The following is a 19,372-nucleotide window of genomic DNA, read 5'->3' on the forward strand; positions in this document are numbered from 1 at the left end:
CCTGTCGCTCGGATCTGATGCGTCGATGCTAGTCCGGCCGAAAATGGGTGGCTACCGGATTGCTCACCGTGTGTGCTCAGGCCTTGTGGAGATCCGCAGGCTCGGCGTCGCCGACATACCTGACTGCATGAAGCTCGTCACGGACCGGGGTTGGGCGTGGACCCCGGCGCAGTGGGAGCTGCTGCTCTCGCTCGGACCGGGGCTCGGCGCGTTCGAGCCCGGTGCCAGGGGCGGCGGCATCTTGGGCACGACGCTGTTGACGCCGTACCCGGAAGGCCAGGCGATCAGCGGCGTGCTGGTCGGGACGTGGGCCGAACGCCGGGGCGTGGCCACCGCACTCGTATCCAATATATTGGATATCGGTACGCACGACGTATCCGTGCTGTATGCGACCGGCATGGGCGAGCCGCTGTACGCGAAGCTCGGCTTTCACCCGGTCGGGGAAGCGGTCCAGCACGGCGGCGTGTTCACCGGTTCCGCCACCGGTGTCACGCGTGCGGCGACCTCCGCCGACCTGCCCGCGTTGATCGCGCTGGACCGCGAGGTGTGCGGCTTCTCGCGGGACGAGCTGTGGGCGAGGTCCGCCTACGCGCTGCGCGTCGCGGAGTTCGCGTCCGGCCTCGGCCTGATCGGCACGCGGGTCGTCGGCGACCGGCTGGCGATCGGCCCGCTGATCGCGCCCACCGCCGCGGACGCCTGCGCGATGATCTCCGACGTGGCCGCGGGGGCGGGCCCCGTGCGCATGGACGTGATCGGGCAGGAGGTCGCCGATTTCGTGTGCGCCAACGGGTTCGAGAACTACGGCGGCTGCGCGCTCATGATCCGTGGCGCGACGGCACCACCCGGCGACCGGTCGCGCTACTTCGCGCCGGCGTCCTGGGCGCTCGGCTGATCCCGGTCGAAGACGCTGTGGTTCACAGACGCTGGCCGCCGAGCACGTGCAGGTGGGCGTGGAAGACCTCCTGCCCGCTGTCCGGCCCGGTGTTGAACAGCAGCCGGTAGCCGGTCTCCGCGACCCCTTCGGCCTCGGCGATCTCCTTAGCGGCGGCGAAGAGGTCGCCGAGCTGCTCACCGGTGAGGTCGACGGCGTTCGGCACGTGCTCGCGCGGAATGAGCAGCACGTGCACCGGCGCCTTGGGGTGGATGTCGCGGAACGCCAGCGTCGTCTTGGTCTCGTGCACGACCGTCGCGGGAATCTCGCCGGCGACGATCCGGCAGAACAAACAGGACATGCCTGCAAGCTAAGCGAAGAACCGGTCCAGCTGCTCGTCGACGGCCTCGATCATGTCCTCTGCCGTGAGCTCCTCCGGCCCGAGCCCGTGGTGGATGTTGAGCCCGTCGATCAGCACGATGAACCGCCGCGCCGCCTTGATCGGCACCACTTCGGACCGCAACTCCCCCGCCTCCTGAGCAGCCGTCAGAACGCGCGCGATCTCGCCGTAGAGCTCTCTCGTGCCGTAGCGCTCCAACTCGTGCAACGACGGCTCGACCATCGCCCGCGGCAGGAACGACAACAACACGGCGGCCTCAATCCGCCGCTCCTCGTCCAACGCCAGCATTTCGTGTGCGAAGGCCCTCAACAGCTCCCGGTTGCCGAGCGAGGTGTCGAGCTTCTCCAGCCTCGCGATGAACCGCCGGTACGCGAGCTCCATCGCGAAGCCCAGCAAGGAATCCTGTGTGGGGAAGTAATGGCGCAACGACCCGCTGGACCACCCCGACTCGGCCGCGACGGCGCGCACGGACGCGTGGTCGATCCCGTCCCGCCGCACAATTCGCCACACGGCCTCGGCGAGTTCGCGGCGGCGTTCCTCGTGGTCGACAACCTTCGGCACCGGCTCTTTTTAGCAGCCGCCCGCAAGCCGCCCGACAGCCGCGCGGCACAGCTGCCACGACTCGGTGCCCGGCGTGATCACGTCCATGTGCCCGGCGCCCTCGACCACCACGAGTTCCGCCTGCGGTTCCACGCCGCAGAAATCGATGCTCTGCTGCACCGGCACGTCCTCGTCGGCATCACCGTGCACGCAGATCACCGGCTTGCCGATCGGCACCAGCGCCGTCGGTGAAGCCTCCGCGAACTGCTCCTCGGTGCACAGCTCCAACGCCCGATGCGTGATGTGTTTCGTGAAGTCGAGCACGGCTGCCTGGGCCACAGCTCCGACCACTCGCTCGCTGTGCTTGGCCGCCCACACAGCGAGATGCCCGCCGGCGCTGTGTCCGAGCGTCACCACGGGCCCGATGTCGACGGCGTCAATGGCGGCCAACACGTCCTGTCCAGTAACTGGCCACCCACCGTCACCGCCAAGACGCCGATACTCGATGTTCCAAACGGCAAACCCGTCCTTCACAAGCACATCGGCAAGCGGCCGCCCGAGTTCCAAACCGTATCGCTGGCGCCAAAAACCACCGTGAATGACGACAACAGCACCCTCAGCAACGCCGTCGGGAAGATAAAGCTCGCCGAACTGACTGGGGTGATCACCGTAAGCAATCCGCTGCACACGCAGAACTTACGCAAAAGGCTAGAGAACACAAACGTTTCCAGGACCGGACGGCGCTACTCATGATGGGCCGCGAAGCCGAAGGCGAGTCGGCCGGGGGTCCGGGGGCGGAGCCCGCCGGCTGGGGTTTGGGGGCTCGGCCCCCAAAAGACAGCAAATCGCGCCGGCGGCGAGGTGCCGCAGGCACCGAGCAGCCAGCGCGAAAGAGATTTGGAGGCGCCTCGCGGTCCGAAGCCTGGGGGTCGCTTCGCCGCGAGGCGCCGACGCCGGACCGAGGGGGGAGGTGTCCGGCGAGTCTTTGGTCAGAAGGGCCTAATCGTCTACTCCGTTTCCGGATAGACCAATCAACCCCTCTGGCCATCAGGGTAACCCCATCGGCCTGCGATTCGCTACAACTTCCGTCAAGCCAATCCATCCGATGTTCACCTTGGGAGTGACTGGGGTCACCAACGAGAGGTGAGTACCCCGAGCGCACCAAGAGCAACCGCGGCAGCGGTAGAAGCACGCAGAACAGTTGGGCCCAATCGGACGATCCGCGCCCCCGAAGATCGCAGAACTTCCAGTTCCTCGGGCGTGATCCCGCCCTCGGGACCGACGACGAGCAGCACATCTCCATCAACAGGCAGCGGAACGTCAGCCAGCCGGTCGGTCGCGCTCTCATGCAACACGAGGGTCAGCGCGGAGGACGACACGCGTTGGGAAAGCTGTGCCGTGCTCACGGGTTCGTCGACAAATGGCACGCGCGAACGGCGGGCCTGCTTCGCCGCCTCACGAACCGTGGAACGCCAGCGCCCCAAAGCTTTCGCGCCGCGCGGGCCGTCCTCCCACTTCGTGATGCACCGGGCAGCGCGCCACGGCACCACTCCGTCCACACCGGCCTCGGTGGCCAGTTCGACGGCGAGCTCGCCGCGGTCACCCTTCACCAGCGCCTGCGCCAGCACCACGCGCGGAGAAGCAGGAGGCTCCTCCGCGCGCTCAAGAACCTTCAGTGCCAACGAATCCCGCTCGACAGCGACCACTGAGCAGCGCGCCAGCACACCAGAGCCGTCCGACAGCAGGAGTTCCTCGCCCACGCGCAGACGTCGCACCGTAGCGGCGTGACGACCCTCGGGGCCGTCGAGCACGAACTCCGAACCCGACGGGAGCGAGGAGACGAGGAAGACCGGCAGCGTCACCGCTGACCGCGCGAGGCACGCAAGCGGGAGAACAGCCCGCCGCCGCCCTTGCCGTTGTGGGACAACGAAGGCTCGTTCTCGCCGCGCATCTCGGCCAGGTCGCGCAGCAACGCGGACTGCGCGGCGTCGAGCTTCGTGGGCACGACGACCTCGAGGTGCACGTGCAGGTCGCCACGGCCGTCGACACGGCCGGTGGAGCGCAGCTTCGGCATGCCGCGGCCGGTCAGCACGAGCTGCGTGTTCGGCTGCGTGCCGGGGTCGATCTCCAGCTCTTCCTCGCCGTCCAGCGTCTTCAGCGGCAACGTGGCACCGAGCGCAGCCGTCGTCATCGGGATCTGCACGACGCAGTGCAGGTCGGCGCCGTCGCGTTCGAAGATCTCGTGCGGGTGCTCCTCGACCTCGACGTAGAGGTCGCCGGCCGGACCACCACCGGGGCCGACCTCGCCCTGGCCCGCGAGGCGCACGCGCATGCCCTCGGCGACACCGGCGGGGATGTTCACGGAGATCGTGCGGCGCGAGCGGACCCGGCCGTCGCCCGCGCACTGCTGGCACGGGTCGGGGATGACCTCGCCGAAGCCGCGGCACACCGGGCACGGGCGCGACGTCACGACCTGGCCGAGGAACGAGCGCTGCACGGACTGGACCTCGCCGCGGCCGTTGCAGGTGTCGCACTGGACGGGCTTGGAGTTGCTGTTGGTGCCGGCGCCGTGGCAGCGGTCGCAGAGGATCGCGGTGTCGACGGTCAGCTCACGGGTGGCGCCCGCCGCGCACTCCTCCAGCGTCATGTCGAGCCGGATCAACGCGTCGGAGCCCGGCTGCACCCGGCTGCGGGGACCGCGGCCGCCGCCCGTCGTGGCGCCGAAGAAGGCGTCCATGATGTCGCCGAGACCGAAGCCCGCGAACGGGTCACCGCCCGCGCGTCCACCACCGGCCGAGTCGAGCGGGTCGCCGCCCAGGTCGACGACGCGGCGCTTCTCGGGGTTCGACAACACCTCGTAGGCGGCCGTCACCTCCTTGAAGCGGGCCTCCTCGTTGGGATTGACGTCCGGGTGCAGCTGCCTGGCGAGCTTGCGGTAGGCGCGCTTGATCTCATCCTGTGTCGCGTTCTGCGAGACACCGAGGATGCCGTAGTAATCCCTGGCCACCTTGTTCGCTTTCGTGTTCATCTTTCAGAGCAAGAAGTTCTCGGGTTCCAATGGTTCAACGGCCGGTGAGGATCTCACCGACGTAGTTGGCAACCGCGCGGACGGCCGCCATTGTTCCGGGGTAGTCCATGCGCGTGGGTCCGACGACGCCGAGACCGCCCAGCGGATTGTCGCGGCTGCCGTAGCCGATGGACACCACCGAAGTGCTGCGCATCTCAGCGGCCTCGTTCTCCTCGCCGATGCGCACCAGCACGCGACCGGGGTCGCGGGAGGCGGCGAGCAGCTTGAGCACGATCACCTGTTCCTCCAGCGCCTCCAGCACCTGCCGGAGCGAGCCGGGGAAGTCGGCGACGTTGCGGGTGAGGTTCGCCGTGCCACCGAGCACGAGCCGTTCCTCCGGGTGCTCGACGAGCGTCTCGATCAGCACCGTCGCGACCCGCAGCATCGGGTCGCGCAGGTCCTGCCGCACCTCGTCCGGCAGGTCCGCGACCCGCACCGAGGCGTCGGTCAGGCGCTGGCCCGACATCGCCTGGTTCAACAGGCCGCGCAGGTGCGCGGTGTCCTCTTCGCTGATCACGTCGCCCAGCTCGACGATCCGCTGGTCGACCCGGCCGGTGTCGGTGATCAGCACGAGCATCAGCCGCGACGGCGTGATCGGCAGCACTTCCAGGTGCCGGACGGCCGCGCGGGACAGCGTCGGCACCTGGATCACCGCCACCTGCCGGGTGAGCTGGGCGAGCAACCGGACGCTGCGGCGCATCACGTCGTCGAGGTCGAGCGCCCCGTCGAGAAAACTCCGGATCGCCCGCTTCTCGGCGACCGAGAGCGGCTTGATCTCGCTCAGCTTGTCGACGAACAGCCGGTAGCCCTTGTCCGTCGGCACCCGGCCGGCGCTGGTGTGCGGCTGGGCGATGTAGCCCTCGTCCTCCAGCGCGGCCATGTCGTTGCGCACGGTCGCGCTCGACACACCCAGGTTGTGCCGCTCGACCAGGGCTTTCGACCCCACGGGCTCCTGGTTGGACACGTAGTCGGCGACGATGGCGCGCAACACCTCGAACCGACGCTCATCGGCGTTCACCGCTGCTCACCTCCGTGTCCACTACTCCCGAGTTTACCCAGCCGATTTACCGGCTGGTGCCCGCTCCGGCGTGACGCGAGCGGTTCGTCAGCCGTTCCCAGTTGCCCGAGCCGATGGCGATCTTCTCCGCGTCGGTGAACGGCGCGTTCTCCAGGAACGACCGGGCGACGCCACCGCTGGTGTCCAGGTGGGGGAAGCCGCCGGGCCGCGTGCCGAAGGTGTACGGGTAGTCGGTGGAGTACAGCATCCGATCGGTCCCGACGACCTCGGCCGTCCACCGCAGGTAGCGCTCGCTGACCGTGCCGCTGCCGGCCACCCAGAAGTTCTGCCGGAAGTAGTCGGCCAGTGGCCTCTCGAGTCCGGCCATGTCCCGCAGGACTCCGACGTGGTCGAGGTAGAAGAGGACGACCTCGCCCCAGTGCCCGGCGATCACCTGCAGGTCGGGGTGCCGGTCGAACACGCCGGAGAAGATCATCCGCAGGTACTGCACGCCGAGGTCGTAGTACCAGCCGATTCCGGCGGTGGCCAGCGCCGGCCCGAGTCCGCCCGGCAGCCCCGAGTAGTAGGCCTGCTGAACGGCCTCCACCGGTGCCTGCGGGTGGAAGTGCAACGGCACGCGGAGCCGTTCGGCGGTGGCGTAGAGGTCGTCGAACTCGGGCGCGTCGGCCAGCTTGTCCCCGGTCCGGCCGTACAGCATCGCCCCTGGGAAACCCAGCTGCGTGACCGCTCTCTCCAGTTCGGCCGCCGCGTGCTCGGGCGACGACGTCGGGATGGCGGCGAACGCCTGGAACCTGTCAGGACGCGCCGCGACGATCTCGGCGAGCGCGTCGTTGGCCTCGCGCGCGACGTTCACGGCAGCGTCGGCCGGGAGGTTCTGCACGCCGGGCGACGCCAGTGACAGCACCGCGACGTCGATGCCCTGCTCGTCCATGTCGGCGAGCCGCTGGTCACCGACGTCGCGCAACCGCCGCATGACCGGGTGGTCCTCGCCGTACGGCTGGCGTGCGCCCACCTTCGCCCACGCGTCCTGAACGACCGGCAGGACGACGTGCTCTTCCAGACCGACGATGCGCAGTTTCTCGCTCATGTCCCCCACCTCGTGTTTCCAGTGCTAACACTTCCGACGTTAGCACTGGAAACAGCCTGAAATGTAAACACCGCAGAACTCGGCGGTCCCCTTGACCGGCGAGTCGGCCGAACCGTTGGGTGAAGACGCCGTCGCCCCGGTCCAGTGAGGGGTGCGCATGCGCAAGCTCTGGTGTCTGCTCCTGGCGGTGACGCTGCTCGCGCCACCCGGCGTCGCGGCGGCACACGACTCGATCCACAACTCCGTCCGGGGCTGGACGATCCTGTCCGACAGCGACGCGGGCGCCGATCAGGTCATCAGCGCCGCGCGGAAGTACCAGGTCAACCACCTGCAGCTGTCCCACGAGGTGGTGATGGACCTGCAGGACGTCCGCGACCCGCGCAGACAGGCGCAGGTCAACCGGCTGACCGACCTGGCCCACTCGTCGGGCGTCAAAGAGGTCGCGGCCTGGGACCACGCCCTCTACAACCTCGCCTACTACCCGGCCGAGTACCGCACCGGCCCCGGCGGCACGATCGACCTCGACAACCCGGCGTTCTGGGACTGGTTCCGCGGCGACTACCGCGCGATGCTCGACCTGATCCCGGACGTCGACTCGATCGTCCTGACGTTCATCGAGACCGGCGCCCGCGTCGAGAACCAGTACTCGGCGCGGTTGAAGAGCGCCGAGGAGAAGCTCGCCTTCCTGGTCGACCAGATCGCTTCGGTGATCGACGAGCGCGGCATGCTGCTCTACCTGCGCACGTTCGGCTACTACCCCGCCGAGATGGACCGCACGATCGGCGCCATCGACCGCGTGCGGAACCAGCGCGTCCGCGTGATGGCCAAGGCCCAGCCGCACGACTTCTTCCTCACGCACCCGATCGACGTCACCGTCCCTCGCATCAAACGCCCGGTGCTGATCGAGTACGACACCACCGGCGAGTACAACGGCCAGGGCAAGATCGCGAACGCGCTCGTCGCCGAGCACGCCGACCGGTTGCGGCACTACCGCAAGCTCCCCAACGTGATCGGCTACGTCGCCCGCACCGACCGCTACGACGAGTCGCGCATCGTGGGCACTCCCACCGAGATCAACCTGTTCGCGTTGAAGCGAGCTTCGGAAGGCGCCTCGAACTCGCAGATATACCTGGAGTTCGCCGCCCGCAAGTACGGCCTGCTCGCGGCACCACTCGTGGCCCGCGCGCTGGCCCGTTCGCCGGAGATCATCACCTCGACGCTCTACACGCTGGGCAGCAACACCGCGAACCACTCGCGCCTGGACTACGACCCGTACTGCTCCAGCTACCACCGCAGCGTGTCCGGCAAGTGGATCGACCCGCCCGTCGCGAACGTGCGGCACGGCGTGAACAAGTCCTTCCACTACTGGATCGATGTCGCGAACCACCTCGCACCGCCCGCGTGCAAGACCGACGGCATCCTGCGCCGCGAGGCCGGCTACGTGCTCGACCGCGGCTGGGTGACGCCCGGCAACCTGATGACGCAGGAGTACCTCGACTACCTCAATGTCGAGAAGAACTACGGCGTGCAGCAGGCGGAAGCGTCGTTGCGCGACATCGAGCACGTCCGGAAACTGCTGCGCCCCAACGACTACGCGCAACTGAAGGCCTACTTCGAACGGACCGTGATGACCGCCGAGCTGCACCGGTCGGTCGCGAAGGCGTACTTCGGCTACCGGATCTACGTCCAGCAGCCGTCCACCGCACTCGCACAGTCCATTTGGGACGGTCTCGACGAGGCGCAGACCGTTGCCGCCCAGGTGCGGGCGTACCCGGCCCCGCCGACCGGGGAGTGGAACTGGGTGATCGACGCGGCCCAGGCCGACCTGTACCTCAAGCGGATCTCCGAGGGCTGGGACCGCTACTCCAACATCAAGGTCCCACGACCCTGACCTGCGGTGAACCCGGACGGCCCTGTTTTTGTCGGTGGTGCTCGCTAGGGTCCAAACCATCCGAGACAGAGGTGGGGACTTGGAGAGCGAGCAGGGCTGGCGGACGAAGGGCGGCCGGACCTTCCACAACGACCCGAGCTGCGAGTGGCTGCACAGCGGCGAAACCCGGCTGCGGCTGATCGGCAAGGACGCGCACGAGATCGTCGAGGTTCGGCGGACGGACGTCGGTCCTGGTCAGTTGCAGCCGTGCGACTACTGCTGCGCTCCCACGTGGCTGGAGCGGCACGGTCAGGAGCACCGTGCGGACGAGAAGCCGTGCCTCGTCCTGAGCGAGGACGAGTGGTGGCGCGGCACGCTGGTCTGGGAGCCGGCCAGACGCGCGGACGGGTTGTGGTGGGCCACCGTCACCTACGACAAGAAGGGGCAGCACCTGACCGAGGTCCACAGCCAGCACGACATCCGGGCGCGCTAGGGCAGCAGGCGCCGGACCACCGCGTCAGCCAGCAGCCGGCCGCGGTCGGTCAGCACGCAGCGGTCGTCGAGCGGTTCGAGCAGCCCGTCGGCGATCGCCTGCTTCGCCTCCTCACGCCCGGCGCTGTCCAGCACGTCCATCGGCAGGCCTTCGGCGAGGCGCAGCTCCAGCAGCACGCGCTCCACCCGCCGGTCCTCGTCCGACAGCAGCTCGCGCCCCGCCGCCGGTGACTTCCCCTCCGCGAGCAGGGACGAGTAGCGCGCCGGGTGCTTCACGTTCCAGAAGCGGACCCCGCCGACGTGGCTGTGCGCGCCTGGCCCGAAGCCCCACCAGTCGGCGCCCTTCCAGTACAGGACGTTGTGCTGGCACCGGGCCGCAGGCGACGTGGCCCAGTTCGAGACCTCGTACCAGTCGAAGCCGGCACCGGAGAGCACCGAGTCGACCATCTCGTAGGACGACGCGAGCACGTCGTCGTCCGGCATCGGCAGATCACCCCGGCGGATGCGCCGGGCCAACCCGGTGCCGTCCTCCACGATCAACGCATAGGCGGACACGTGGTCGACGCCTGCCTCCAGCACCGCGTTCAACGAAGCAGCGAGATCAGCGGGCCGCTCCCCCGGCGTCCCGTAGATCAGGTCCAGGTTCACGTGCTCGAACCCGGCCGCACGAGCCTCCCGCGCGGCATCGACCGGACGGCCTGGCGTGTGCTTGCGATCCAGCACGGCCAGCACGTGCCTGGCCGCGGACTGCATGCCGAGCGACACCCGCGTGTATCCCGCCGCCCGGATGCCGTCGAAGAACGACGAAGACGTCGACTCCGGATTGGATTCCGTGGTCACCTCGGCGCCGGGAGCCAGGCCGAACGACTTGCGCACTGCGTCCAGCACATCAGTCAGCCCCGAGGCACCCAGCAACGAAGGCGTCCCACCACCCACGAACACGGTCGACGCCGGCACGCCGCCACCGAGAACCGACGCGGCCAGGTCGAGTTCGCGACGCAGCCCCTCCAGCCACGACTCGGGCGACGCGGACGAGCCGAGCTCGCCGGGCGTGTAGGTGTTGAAGTCGCAGTAGCCGCAGCGGGTCGCGCAGAACGGCACGTGCACGTAGATGCCGAACGGGCGCGAACCGACGCCGGCGAGAGCGGACGGGGGAAGCGAACCGTCGGCGGGCGCGGGCTCGCCTTCGGGCAAAGCGGAGGGCATGGCGCCCAGTGTCCCCTACACAGCCCGATCGGCGGTGCACAGCCAGGCGATGTGTCTGTCGGTGACAGAGATATTACGGAGTGAAACCAGCCTAGGATGTCAACTTCCCCTCGTCAATCCCAGCATTCGGTTGGCGGTGGACCATGCTCTGGACGCCAGGCACACTGAGGTCATGCATTCGACTGGAGTCCGCCTCGTGGCCCGCCGCCACGTCGACTTCCGTCGTGTCTCCAGCGCGATGTGCCGTCGTTCGGCATAACCGCGCGCTGATTTGTTCCCGTCGGCGCTTGGTGCGCTGACGAGGCCCCCACCACAAGCACCTCTGGGCTCGCATGCGCGGCAAGCGCCTCGAATTCCCGGAGGATGGCGATGGTCCCGCCGCAGACGTCACCGCGAGCCAAGCAGCGTCGCGGCGAGGGGCAGTGGGCGCTCGGTTACCGAGAGCCGCTGAACCCCAACGAGCGCAGCAAGAAGGACGACAACCCGCTCAACGTCCGGGCCCGCATCGAGAACATCTACGCGCGCGGGGGCTTCGACTCGATCGACCCGGCCGACCTGCGCGGACGGTTCCGCTGGTACGGCCTCTACACCCAGCGCAAGCCCGGGATCGACGGCGGCCGCACGGCCACGCTCGAGCCGGAGGAGCTGGACGACGAGTTCTTCATGATGCGCGTTCGCAGCGACGGCGGTGCGCTCACGACGCAGCAGCTGACGGTGCTCGGCGAGATCTCGCAGACCTACGCGCGCGACACCGCCGACATCACCGACCGGCAGAACATCCAGTACCACTGGATCCGGGTCGAGGACGTTCCCACGATCTGGCAGAAGCTCGAAGCGGTCGGCCTCACCACGATGGAGGCGTGCGGCGACAGCCCGCGCGTCATCCTCGGCTCGCCGGTCGCCGGCATCTCCACGGACGAGATCATCAACGGCCAGCCGGCGATCGACACGATCCTCGAGCGCTACATCGGCGACCCGCGCTTCTCCAACCTGCCGCGCAAGTTCAAGACCGCCATCTCCGGCCTGCAGGACGTCGCGCACGAGATCCACGACATCGCGTTCGTCGGCGTCGACCACCCCGAGCACGGGCCCGGCTTCGACCTCTGGGTCGGCGGCGGCCTGTCCACGAACCCCATGCTGGGCAAGCGTCTGGGCGCCTGGGTGCCGCTCGACGAGGTGCCCGACGTGTGGGAAGCGGTCATCAGCGTCTTCCGCGACTACGGCTACCGCAGGCTCCGGCACCGCGCGCGCATCAAGTTCCTCGTCGCTGACTGGGGCCCGGAGAAGTTCCGCCAGGTCGTCGAGGACGAGTACCTCAAGCGCAAGATGATCGACGGCCCCGCGCCGGAGGTTCTGAAGCAGCAGCTCGACCACATCGGCGTGCACCAGCAGAAGGACGGCCTCTTCTACGTCGGCGCCGCGCCGATCGCGGGCCGCGTGTCCGGCTCGATCCTGGTCGAGGTCGCGAAGTTCGCCGAACGGGCGGGCTCGCGGCGCGTCCGGTTCACGCCGCAGCAGAAGATCATCGTGCTGGACGTGCCGGAGAACGAGGTCAAGACGCTCAAGAGCGACCTCGCCAAGCTGGGCCTGCAGGTCGACCCGTCGCCGTGGCGCCGCGGGATCATGGCCTGCACCGGCATCGAGTTCTGCAAGCTCGCGATCGTCGAGACCAAGGCCCGCGCCAACGACCTGGTCGTGCAGCTGGAAGCGAACCTCAAGGACATCGTCGACGGCGTCACCGAGCCGATCACGGTGCACATCAACGGCTGCCCCAACTCCTGCGCCCGCATCCAGACCGCGGACATCGGCCTCAAGGGTCAGATCGTCACGGACGAGGACGGCAACCAGGTCGAGGGCTTCCAGGTGCACCTCGGCGGCGGGCTCGGCCTCGACGCCGGGTTCGGCCGGAAGCTGCGCGGCCACAAGGTCACCGCGAACGAGCTGTCCGAGTACGTCGAGCGGGTCGTGCGGAACTTCGTTGCCCAGCGCGAAGAAGACGAGCGTTTCGCCCAGTGGGTCGCCCGCGCGGAAGAGGGTGACCTGAAGTGAGCGAACGCGCGACGCCGTTCTACTGCCCCTACTGCGGCGACGAGGACCTCCGCCCGCAGGAGGAACCCAGCTACGCGTGGCTGTGCAGCGGTTGCCGCCGTGTTTTCAAGGTCTCGTTCGTCGGGCTCAACCTGCCGCAGGAGGTGAAGAAGTGAGCGATCTCAAGGAAGACCTCAAGATCGTCGCCGCAGCCGCGCAAGAGGAGCTGGCCAACGCTTCCGCGATCGAGGCGCTGGAGTGGACCGCGCGGACGTTCGGCGACAGCTACATCGTCGCCTCCAACATGCAGGACGCCGTGCTGATCGACCTCGCCGCCAAGGTGAAGCCGGACTTCGACGTGCTGTTCCTGCAGACCGGGTACCACTTCCCGGAGACCATCGGTGTGCGGGACGCGGTCGGTGTCGTCTACCCGGACGTGCGGATCGTGAACGCCGAGGCCGAGCAGTCGGTCGAGGACCAGGAACGCGAGTTCGGCCTGCTGTACCAATCGGATCCGGCGAAGTGCTGCAACCTGCGCAAGGTCGTTCCGCTGCGCCGTGAGCTCGCGAAGTACGACGCGTGGGTGACCGGCGTTCGTCGCGTGGACGCGCCCACCCGCGCGAACACGCCGATCGTGCAGTGGGACGAGCGCAACGGCCTGGTGAAGATCAACCCGATCGCGCCGTGGTCCGACGACGAGTTCAACGCCTACATCCAGGAAAAGGGAATTCTCGAGAACCTGTTGGTGCAGGAGGGATATCCCTCGATCGGCTGCTTGCCGTGCACCTCGAAGCCGTTGCCGGGGCAGGACGCCCGCAGCGGTCGGTGGGCAGGTCAGTCGAAGACGGAATGTGGGTTGCACGGATGACTGTCACAAAAACCACAAGGGCTTTGGACACACTGGGCCGCTTGGAGTCCGAGGCGATCCACATCTTCCGCGAGGTCGCGGGTGAGTTCGACCGGCCGGTGATCCTCTTCTCCGGCGGCAAGGACTCGACGCTGCTGCTGCACCTCGCGATCAAGGCGTTCTACCCGGCGCCGGTGCCGTTCCCGCTGCTGCACGTCGACACCGGGCACAACTTCGACGAGGTCATCGAGTTCCGCGACCGCGTTGTGGCACAACACGGTCTGCGTCTCGAAGTCGCCAAGGTCCAGGACTGGATCGACGACGGCCGCCTCGAAGAACGTCCGGATGGCACCCGCAACCCGCTGCAGACCGTGCCGCTGCTGGACTCCATCACGCAGCACAAGTTCGACGCGGTGTTCGGCGGCGGGCGACGGGACGAGGAACGCGCTCGCGCCAAGGAGCGGATCTTCAGCCTGCGCACGGCGTTCGGCCAGTGGGACCCGAAGCGTCAGCGCCCCGAGCTGTGGAACCTCTACAACGGGCGGCACCGCGCCGGTGAGCACGTCCGCGTGTTCCCGCTGTCCAACTGGACCGAGCTCGACGTGTGGAACTACATCGAGCGCGAGGGCATCGAGCTGCCGGACATCTACTACTCGCACCAGCGCGACGTGTTCCTGCGCGACGGCATGTGGCTCGCCGAGGGCCCGTGGGGCACCGCGCGCGAGGGCGAGACGTTGCTGCGCAAGACGGTTCGCTACCGCACGGTCGGCGACGGCTCCTGCACGGGTGCCGTCGAGTCCGACGCAGCCGACATCCACGCGGTGATCGCCGAGGTCGCCGCGTCACGACTGACCGAGCGCGGTGCCACGCGTGCCGACGACCGGCTGTCCGAGGCCGCCATGGAAGACCGCAAGCGGGAGGGGTACTTCTAAATGAGCGACCTGTTGAGGCTGGCTACCGCAGGCAGCGTGGACGACGGCAAGTCCACGCTCGTCGGCAGGCTGCTCTACGACACCAAGTCCGTGCTCGCGGACACGCTCGACGCCGTGCACCGCGCGAGCGCCGACCGCGGTCTCGCGACGCCGGACCTGTCGCTGCTGGTCGACGGACTGCGGTCGGAACGCGAACAGGGCATCACGATCGACGTGGCGTACCGGTACTTCGCGACGCCGAAGCGGTCGTTCGTCCTCGCGGACACGCCTGGGCACGTGCAGTACACCCGCAACACGGTGACGGGCGCGTCCACGGCGCAGCTCGCGGTCCTGCTGGTCGACGCGCGCAAGGGTGTCATCGAGCAGACCCGCCGCCACGCCGCCGTTCTCGCACTGCTCGGTGTGCCGCGGCTCGTCCTCGCGGTCAACAAGATCGACCTCGTGGACTACGACGAGGTGACGTTCTCCCGCATCGCCAAGGAGTTCACGGCGCACGCGACGGCTCTCGGCTACACCGAGGACGCGGTCGTGGAGATCCCGGTGTCGGCTCTGGCCGGCGACAACGTCGTGGAGAAGTCCGCGAACACGCCGTGGTACTCCGGCCCGACCCTGTTGGAGCACCTGGAGAACGTGCCGGTCGAGCCCGACCCGCACGACGCGCCGTTCCGGTTCCCGGTGCAGTACGTGATCCGGCCCCGAACCGCCGAGCACCTCGACTACCGCGGCTACGCCGGCCTGGTAGCCGCGGGCACGGTCAAGCCGGGCGACGAGATCGTGGTGCTGCCGTCCGGCCGCCGCTCGACGGTCACGAAGATCGACACGGCAGATGGCGAACTGACGGAGGCGGCGGCCGGTCAGTCCGTGACGTTGCTGCTGGCGGACGACATCGACATCTCGCGCGGCGACCTGATCTCGGTGGCGGGCAACGAGCCCAAGGTCACCGACGAGCTGGACGCCACCCTCTGCTGGCTCGCGGAGAAGCCGCTGCGACCCGGCGCCCGAGTCCTCGTCAAGCACGGCACGCGCACCGTGCAGGCGATGGTCACCGACCTGCGCGACCGCTTCGACGAGCAGACGCTGTCCAGTGTGGACAGCCCCGCATCGTTGGAGCTCAACGAGATCGGCCGCGTGGCGCTGCGCCTCGCGGAGGAAGTACCGCTGGACGACTACAGCTTCAGCCGGCGCACCGGGTCCTTCCTGGTGATCGACGTGAGCGATGGTTCCACGCTCGCCGCCGGACTGGTCGGGGCTCCGCTGCCGCTTCTTGAGGACGGCGTGGAGAGCTGTACCGGGGGTAGCGAAAACGCTGCCCCTGACAACCACGCCCTCGTCTCCCCCGGTCCCTGAAAGGCCCATTCGCCGTGAACCTCAAGCCCGCCGTTGCCATCGCACTCATCGCCCTGACAGCACTCTCCGGTTGCAGCCGCGCCGGATCCAGCGACGCTCCCGCCGCCCAGTCCAAGGGCCCCGCGTCCGAGGTTCGCATCGGGTACTTCCCGAACGTCACGCACGCCGCCGCGTTGATCGGCGTCGAGAAGGAGCTCTTCAAGAAGGAGCTCGGCAGCACCAAGCTCACGACGCAGACCTTCAACGCGGGTCCCGACGAGGTCAACGCACTCCTCGGTGAGTCCCTCGACATCGCCTACATCGGGTCCGGCCCGGCGATCAACGCCTACGCGAAGTCCAAGGGCGAGGCCGTGAAGCTCATCTCCGGCGCCACGTCCGGCGGCGCCGCGCTGGTCGTGAAGCCCGAGATCAACTCGGTCGAGGACCTCAAGGGCAAGACCGTCGCCACGCCGCAGCTCGCGAACACCCAGGACGTCGCGCTGAAGAAGTACCTGGCGGGCAAGAACCTCACCGGCCAGGTCACCGTCCAGAACGTCGAGAACGCGCAGACGCTCGACCTGTTCAAGAAGGGCGACATCCAGGGCGCGTGGCTGCCGGAGCCGTGGTCGTCGCGCGTCGTCGCCGAGGCGGGCGCGAAGGTGCTGCTCGACGAGAAGACCCTGTGGGAGGGCGGGCAGTTCCCGACCACGGTGATCATCGTGCGGACGAAGTTCCTGCAGGAGCACCCGGAGACCGTCGAGGCCGTGCTCAAGGGCCACGTCGCCGCGGTCGACTGGGGCAAGAGCAACGCCGACGACGCGAAGAAGACCGTGAACGCCGCGCTGGAGAAGCTCACGTCCAAGAAGCTCGGCGACAAGATCCTCGACGCCGCGTGGAAGAACATCGAGCTGACCACGGACGCGCAGGCGAAGACCTTCCCGCAGCTCGCGAAGGACGCCGTGACCGCGGGTGTGGCCACCGAGGCCGCGAACGTCGCCGGGTACGCCGACTTCACGTTGCTGAACAAGGTTCTTCAGGCACAGGGCAAGCCGCAGGTGCAAGCAGCCGGTCTGGACAAGAAGTAAGTACCGAGGGGACACGGACATGACCGCCACGCTCGAGACCACTGTTCTGTCTACTGTGGATACTGCCGTCGAACTGGCCGGCGTCCGCAAGGTGTTCGGCCACGGCAGCTCGGCCGTGGTGGCCCTCGACGGGGTTGATCTGAAGGTCAAGCCCGGCGAGTTCGTGTGCCTTCTCGGCGCGTCGGGCTGCGGCAAGAGCACGCTGCTGAACATCGTCGCCGGCCTGGACGGCGCGACGTCGGGTGAGCTGCAGCTCAACACGTCGCGCCCGGCCGTGATGTTCCAGGAGCCCGCGCTCATGCCGTGGCTCACCGCCGTCCGCAACGTCGAGCTGGCGCTGCGCTTCGCCGGTGTGGGCCGGTTGGCGCGCAAGCGTCGTGCGCTGGAGCTGCTGGAGCTGGTGCGGCTCGGTGACGTCGCGGACAAGCGTCCGCACGAGCTGTCCGGTGGCATGCGTCAGCGCGTGGCTCTTGCCCGCGCGCTGGCGTCCACCACTGTGTCGGCTGACGGTGCGCCGGCGCTTCTGCTGATGGACGAGCCTTTCGCGGCGTTGGACGCCATCACTCGTGACGTGTTGCAGAGCGAGCTGCTGCGCGTGTGGGAGACCACGAACACCGCGATCATCTTCGTGACGCACGACGTCCGTGAGGCCGTGCGGCTCGGTCAGCGCGTTGTGCTGCTGTCTTCGCGCCCCGGCCGTGTGGTGCGCGAGTGGGACGTCACGGAGTCCTCCGACACGGTTCTCGACGAGATCAACACCCACCTGCGAGAGGTCATCAGTGGCCACGCCGTCTGACACGCTCGACAAGGTCGGCGCCGGACTCGACGCGCTGGACGTGCCCGTTGAGGCGCACCGGCCGCCGATCTGGCGCCGTTTCCTGAAGACCGGCGTGCCACCGATCATCGCGTTCGCGCTGCTGCTGGGCGTGTGGCAGGCGTTGTGGGCGTCGGCGATCCTGCCGGAGTTCCAGCTGCCCGCCCCGGTCAACGTGTGGAACGAGCTCGTCCGCTCGATCTCGACCGGTGAGGCGTTCGAGGTGCTGTGGACCTCGTTGCACCGCGCGGTGTTCGGGTTCATCGCGGCGGTTGTGATCGCCACGCCGCTCGGGTTGCTGGTCGCCAAGGTCCGGGTGGTACGCGCGGCGATCGGGTCGTTGCTGACCGGTCTGCAGTCACTTCCTTCGGTGGCTTGGGTTCCGGCCGCGATCCTGTGGTTCGGCGTGACGCCTTCCACGATCTACTTCGTGGTGCTGATGGGGTCGGTGCCGTCCATCGCCAACGGGCTGGTGGCTGGCATCGACCAGATTCCGCCGCTGCTGCCTCGGGTGGGGCGTGCCCTCGGGGCCGGCCGGCTGGCTTCCGCGCGGCACATCCTGCTGCCTGCGGCTCTGCCTGGCTATCTGGCGGGTCTCAAGCAGGGCTGGGCGTTCTCGTGGCGGTCGCTGATGGCCGCGGAGATCATCGCGACGTCGCCTCAGCTCGGGGTGGGGCTCGGGCAGTACCTGCACAACGGGTCGTCGTTGAACGACATCAACATGGTGATCGCCGCGATCTTCCTGATCCTGCTGGTGGGTATCGGGATCGAGCTGCTGCTGTTCCGCCCGTTGGAGCGGGCGGTGCTTCGGGCACGTGGCTTGACGGGGGCGCTGTGACGTCTTCGGAGATTCCACTGATCGCCGTCGCGCACGGCAGCCGTGATCCTCGTTCGGCCGCGTCGATTCATGCTCTGTTGGACGTCGTGCGGTCGTTGCGACCTGAGTTGGACGTGCGCGGGTGCTTCCTGGACCTGTGCGCGCCTCGGTTGAGCGATGTGCTGCGCGGACCGTCCGTTGTCGTGCCTTTGTTGCTGGGCAAGGCTTATCACGCACGCGTCGACGTTCCGGCCGCGGTGGCCGAGTCGCGGGTGCCCGCGGTCGTGACCGATGTGCTGGGGCCGGATCCGCGGCTGGAGTCGGCGGCTCTGCGGCGGCTGTCCGAGGCCGGGGTTTCTTTTGGGGACCGGTCTTTGGGCGTGGTGCTGGCCGGCGCCGGGTCGTCGCACGGTCCCGCGAACGAGGCGGTGGCGAAGGTCGCCCGGCGGTGGGCCCGCGAGTCGGGGTGGGCCGGTGTAGAGGCCGCGTTCGCGTCGATCGCCTCGCCGGACGTGCCTACCGCGGTTGAGCGGTTGCGTTCTCGTGGAGCCACGCGGATTGCCGTGGCGTCGTGGTTCCTCGCGCCGGGTCTGCTGCCGGACAAGGTGGCTTCGCTGGCGGGCGACGCCGTGGTGGCGCGCCCGCTGGGTGACGACGTCGAGGTGGCCCAGCTGGTGCTGGACCGCTACGACTTCGCCCTCGCCCGCCAGACCCTCGCCGCCTAGGCCTTCTGGTTCGACAGGTACCCGACCGTCGCCCAGCCGATGCCGAGCAGCGCTCCCCCGGCGATCGCGACGGCGGTGAGGGCGCTCGAATCGGAGACCGCGAGCAGGGCGATGACGGCCGCGTAGACCATCGACAGGATGAGCAGGACCAGGCCGGACTTCTTTCTCGTCATGGCTCGGAATGGTCGCTGTCCGGGGTTCTTCCCGGCATCGACGTTCCGGTGGGTTCTGTGATCAGTCGACCGGC

The 19,372-nt window shown here is 68.4% G+C and carries 21 protein-coding genes; 12 read left to right on the forward strand and 9 right to left on the reverse strand.

Annotated elements, in window-relative coordinates; all coding sequences use genetic code 11:
• The first annotated feature begins 127 nt into the window (after nt 1–127).
• Nucleotides 128–892, forward strand: a complete 765-nt coding sequence (locus ABZX92_RS01800) for a GNAT family N-acetyltransferase (protein ID WP_355552449.1) — start codon at nt 128–130, stop codon at nt 890–892.
• 22 nt (nt 893–914) lie between these two features.
• Here ABZX92_RS01800 and ABZX92_RS01805 read toward each other — a convergent pair whose 3' ends face one another.
• From ABZX92_RS01805 to ABZX92_RS01835, 7 genes are all read right to left on the reverse strand, one after another.
• Entirely contained in the window at nt 915–1,232 is a 318-nt protein-coding gene (locus ABZX92_RS01805) for a histidine triad nucleotide-binding protein (protein ID WP_355552452.1), read from the reverse strand.
• Between the two features lie 9 nt (nt 1,233–1,241).
• The gene (locus tag ABZX92_RS01810; protein ID WP_355552455.1) at nt 1,242–1,832 is read right to left on the reverse strand and encodes a TetR family transcriptional regulator C-terminal domain-containing protein; all 591 of its coding nucleotides are present in this window, start codon (nt 1,830–1,832) and stop codon (nt 1,242–1,244) included.
• A 9-nt stretch (nt 1,833–1,841) separates the two neighbouring features.
• Nucleotides 1,842–2,498 carry an alpha/beta hydrolase gene (locus ABZX92_RS01815; RefSeq protein ID WP_355552458.1) on the reverse strand — a complete coding sequence of 219 codons (657 nt, stop codon included), beginning with the start codon at nt 2,496–2,498 and terminating at the stop codon, nt 1,842–1,844.
• Nucleotides 2,499–2,941: 443 nt separating this feature from the next.
• Nucleotides 2,942–3,673 carry a 16S rRNA (uracil(1498)-N(3))-methyltransferase gene (locus ABZX92_RS01820; protein WP_355552461.1) on the reverse strand — a complete coding sequence of 244 codons (732 nt, stop codon included), beginning with the start codon at nt 3,671–3,673 and terminating at the stop codon, nt 2,942–2,944.
• Complete coding sequence (gene dnaJ / locus ABZX92_RS01825; RefSeq protein ID WP_355552615.1) at nt 3,670–4,818, reverse strand: molecular chaperone DnaJ; 1,149 nt, start codon at nt 4,816–4,818, stop codon at nt 3,670–3,672. Before dnaJ ends, ABZX92_RS01820 begins: the two co-directional genes overlap by 4 nt.
• A gap of 55 nt (nt 4,819–4,873) precedes the next feature.
• Nucleotides 4,874–5,896, reverse strand: a complete 1,023-nt coding sequence (gene hrcA / locus ABZX92_RS01830; protein ID WP_355552463.1) for a heat-inducible transcriptional repressor HrcA — start codon at nt 5,894–5,896, stop codon at nt 4,874–4,876.
• 46 nt (nt 5,897–5,942) lie between these two features.
• On the reverse strand, nt 5,943–6,983 hold the full coding sequence (locus ABZX92_RS01835) for an amidohydrolase family protein (RefSeq protein ID WP_355552466.1): 1,041 nt from the start codon (nt 6,981–6,983) through the stop codon (nt 5,943–5,945).
• 157 nt (nt 6,984–7,140) lie between these two features.
• Between ABZX92_RS01835 and ABZX92_RS01840 the strand changes: the two genes are divergently transcribed.
• Together ABZX92_RS01840 and ABZX92_RS01845 are read left to right on the forward strand one after the other, a co-directional pair.
• Nucleotides 7,141–8,874 carry a hypothetical protein gene (locus tag ABZX92_RS01840; protein ID WP_355552469.1) on the forward strand — a complete coding sequence of 578 codons (1,734 nt, stop codon included), beginning with the start codon at nt 7,141–7,143 and terminating at the stop codon, nt 8,872–8,874.
• A gap of 79 nt (nt 8,875–8,953) precedes the next feature.
• Nucleotides 8,954–9,346 (forward strand): hypothetical protein, encoded by a 393-nt coding sequence (locus ABZX92_RS01845; RefSeq protein ID WP_355552472.1) that lies wholly within the window; start codon nt 8,954–8,956, stop codon nt 9,344–9,346.
• Here ABZX92_RS01845 and hemW read toward each other — a convergent pair.
• The gene (gene hemW, locus ABZX92_RS01850) at nt 9,343–10,551 is read right to left on the reverse strand and encodes a radical SAM family heme chaperone HemW (protein WP_355552474.1); all 1,209 of its coding nucleotides are present in this window, start codon (nt 10,549–10,551) and stop codon (nt 9,343–9,345) included. The two genes, ABZX92_RS01845 and hemW, sit on opposite strands and share 4 nt — an antisense overlap.
• Nucleotides 10,552–10,920: 369 nt before the next feature.
• On the opposite strand from hemW, the gene ABZX92_RS01855 reads away from it, so the two are divergent.
• The 9 genes from ABZX92_RS01855 to ABZX92_RS01895 are packed head-to-tail and all read left to right on the forward strand — an operon-like array spanning nt 10,921 to nt 19,125.
• Nucleotides 10,921–12,600, forward strand: coding sequence for a nitrite/sulfite reductase (locus ABZX92_RS01855; protein WP_355552476.1), 1,680 nt, complete (start codon nt 10,921–10,923; stop codon nt 12,598–12,600).
• A complete protein-coding gene (locus ABZX92_RS01860; protein ID WP_355552478.1) occupies nt 12,597–12,755 on the forward strand; it encodes an Insertion element protein in 159 nt (52 codons plus the stop codon). The genes ABZX92_RS01855 and ABZX92_RS01860 overlap by 4 nt, the downstream gene beginning before the upstream one ends.
• Nucleotides 12,752–13,447 carry a phosphoadenylyl-sulfate reductase gene (locus tag ABZX92_RS01865; protein ID WP_355552481.1) on the forward strand — a complete coding sequence of 232 codons (696 nt, stop codon included), beginning with the start codon at nt 12,752–12,754 and terminating at the stop codon, nt 13,445–13,447. Before ABZX92_RS01860 ends, ABZX92_RS01865 begins: the two co-directional genes overlap by 4 nt.
• Nucleotides 13,444–14,358, forward strand: coding sequence for a sulfate adenylyltransferase subunit CysD (cysD, locus tag ABZX92_RS01870; RefSeq protein WP_355552484.1), 915 nt, complete (start codon nt 13,444–13,446; stop codon nt 14,356–14,358). The genes ABZX92_RS01865 and cysD overlap by 4 nt, the downstream gene beginning before the upstream one ends.
• Entirely contained in the window at nt 14,359–15,705 is a 1,347-nt protein-coding gene (locus tag ABZX92_RS01875; RefSeq protein ID WP_355552487.1) for a GTP-binding protein, read from the forward strand. It abuts the gene before it with no gap.
• Between the two features lie 14 nt (nt 15,706–15,719).
• Complete coding sequence (locus ABZX92_RS01880) at nt 15,720–16,769, forward strand: ABC transporter substrate-binding protein (RefSeq protein ID WP_355552490.1); 1,050 nt, start codon at nt 15,720–15,722, stop codon at nt 16,767–16,769.
• A 19-nt stretch (nt 16,770–16,788) separates the two neighbouring features.
• On the forward strand, nt 16,789–17,565 hold the full coding sequence (locus ABZX92_RS01885) for an ABC transporter ATP-binding protein (protein WP_355552493.1): 777 nt from the start codon (nt 16,789–16,791) through the stop codon (nt 17,563–17,565).
• A complete protein-coding gene (locus ABZX92_RS01890; RefSeq protein ID WP_355552496.1) occupies nt 17,549–18,421 on the forward strand; it encodes an ABC transporter permease in 873 nt (290 codons plus the stop codon). Before ABZX92_RS01885 ends, ABZX92_RS01890 begins: the two co-directional genes overlap by 17 nt.
• On the forward strand, nt 18,418–19,125 hold the full coding sequence (locus ABZX92_RS01895) for a sirohydrochlorin chelatase (protein WP_355552499.1): 708 nt from the start codon (nt 18,418–18,420) through the stop codon (nt 19,123–19,125). The genes ABZX92_RS01890 and ABZX92_RS01895 overlap by 4 nt, the downstream gene beginning before the upstream one ends.
• Here ABZX92_RS01895 and ABZX92_RS01900 read toward each other — a convergent pair.
• Nucleotides 19,122–19,298 carry a hypothetical protein gene (locus ABZX92_RS01900; protein ID WP_355552502.1) on the reverse strand — a complete coding sequence of 59 codons (177 nt, stop codon included), beginning with the start codon at nt 19,296–19,298 and terminating at the stop codon, nt 19,122–19,124. The genes ABZX92_RS01895 and ABZX92_RS01900 overlap by 4 nt on opposite strands.
• Nucleotides 19,299–19,372 lie beyond the last annotated feature (74 nt).

It is taken from the genome of Lentzea sp. NPDC006480, from assembly GCF_040611995.1.
Taxonomy (GTDB): Bacteria; Actinomycetota; Actinomycetes; order Mycobacteriales; family Pseudonocardiaceae; genus Lentzea.

What these genes read in the sequence shown, in the direction of transcription:
- ABZX92_RS01800 (WP_355552449.1), top strand. Translation starts at nt 128, where the DNA reads ATGAAGCTCGTCACGGACCGGGGTTGGGCGTGGACCCCGGCGCAGTGG.
- ABZX92_RS01805 (WP_355552452.1), bottom strand. Translation starts at nt 1,232, where the DNA reads ATGTCCTGTTTGTTCTGCCGGATCGTCGCCGGCGAGATTCCCGCGACG.
- ABZX92_RS01835 (WP_355552466.1), bottom strand. Translation starts at nt 6,983, where the DNA reads ATGAGCGAGAAACTGCGCATCGTCGGTCTGGAAGAGCACGTCGTCCTG.
- ABZX92_RS01840 (WP_355552469.1), top strand. Translation starts at nt 7,141, where the DNA reads ATGCGCAAGCTCTGGTGTCTGCTCCTGGCGGTGACGCTGCTCGCGCCA.
- hemW (WP_355552474.1), bottom strand. Translation starts at nt 10,551, where the DNA reads ATGCCCTCCGCTTTGCCCGAAGGCGAGCCCGCGCCCGCCGACGGTTCG.
- ABZX92_RS01855 (WP_355552476.1), top strand. Translation starts at nt 10,921, where the DNA reads ATGGTCCCGCCGCAGACGTCACCGCGAGCCAAGCAGCGTCGCGGCGAG.
- cysD (WP_355552484.1), top strand. Translation starts at nt 13,444, where the DNA reads ATGACTGTCACAAAAACCACAAGGGCTTTGGACACACTGGGCCGCTTG.
- ABZX92_RS01875 (WP_355552487.1), top strand. Translation starts at nt 14,359, where the DNA reads ATGAGCGACCTGTTGAGGCTGGCTACCGCAGGCAGCGTGGACGACGGC.
- ABZX92_RS01885 (WP_355552493.1), top strand. Translation starts at nt 16,789, where the DNA reads ATGACCGCCACGCTCGAGACCACTGTTCTGTCTACTGTGGATACTGCC.
- ABZX92_RS01900 (WP_355552502.1), bottom strand. Translation starts at nt 19,298, where the DNA reads ATGACGAGAAAGAAGTCCGGCCTGGTCCTGCTCATCCTGTCGATGGTC.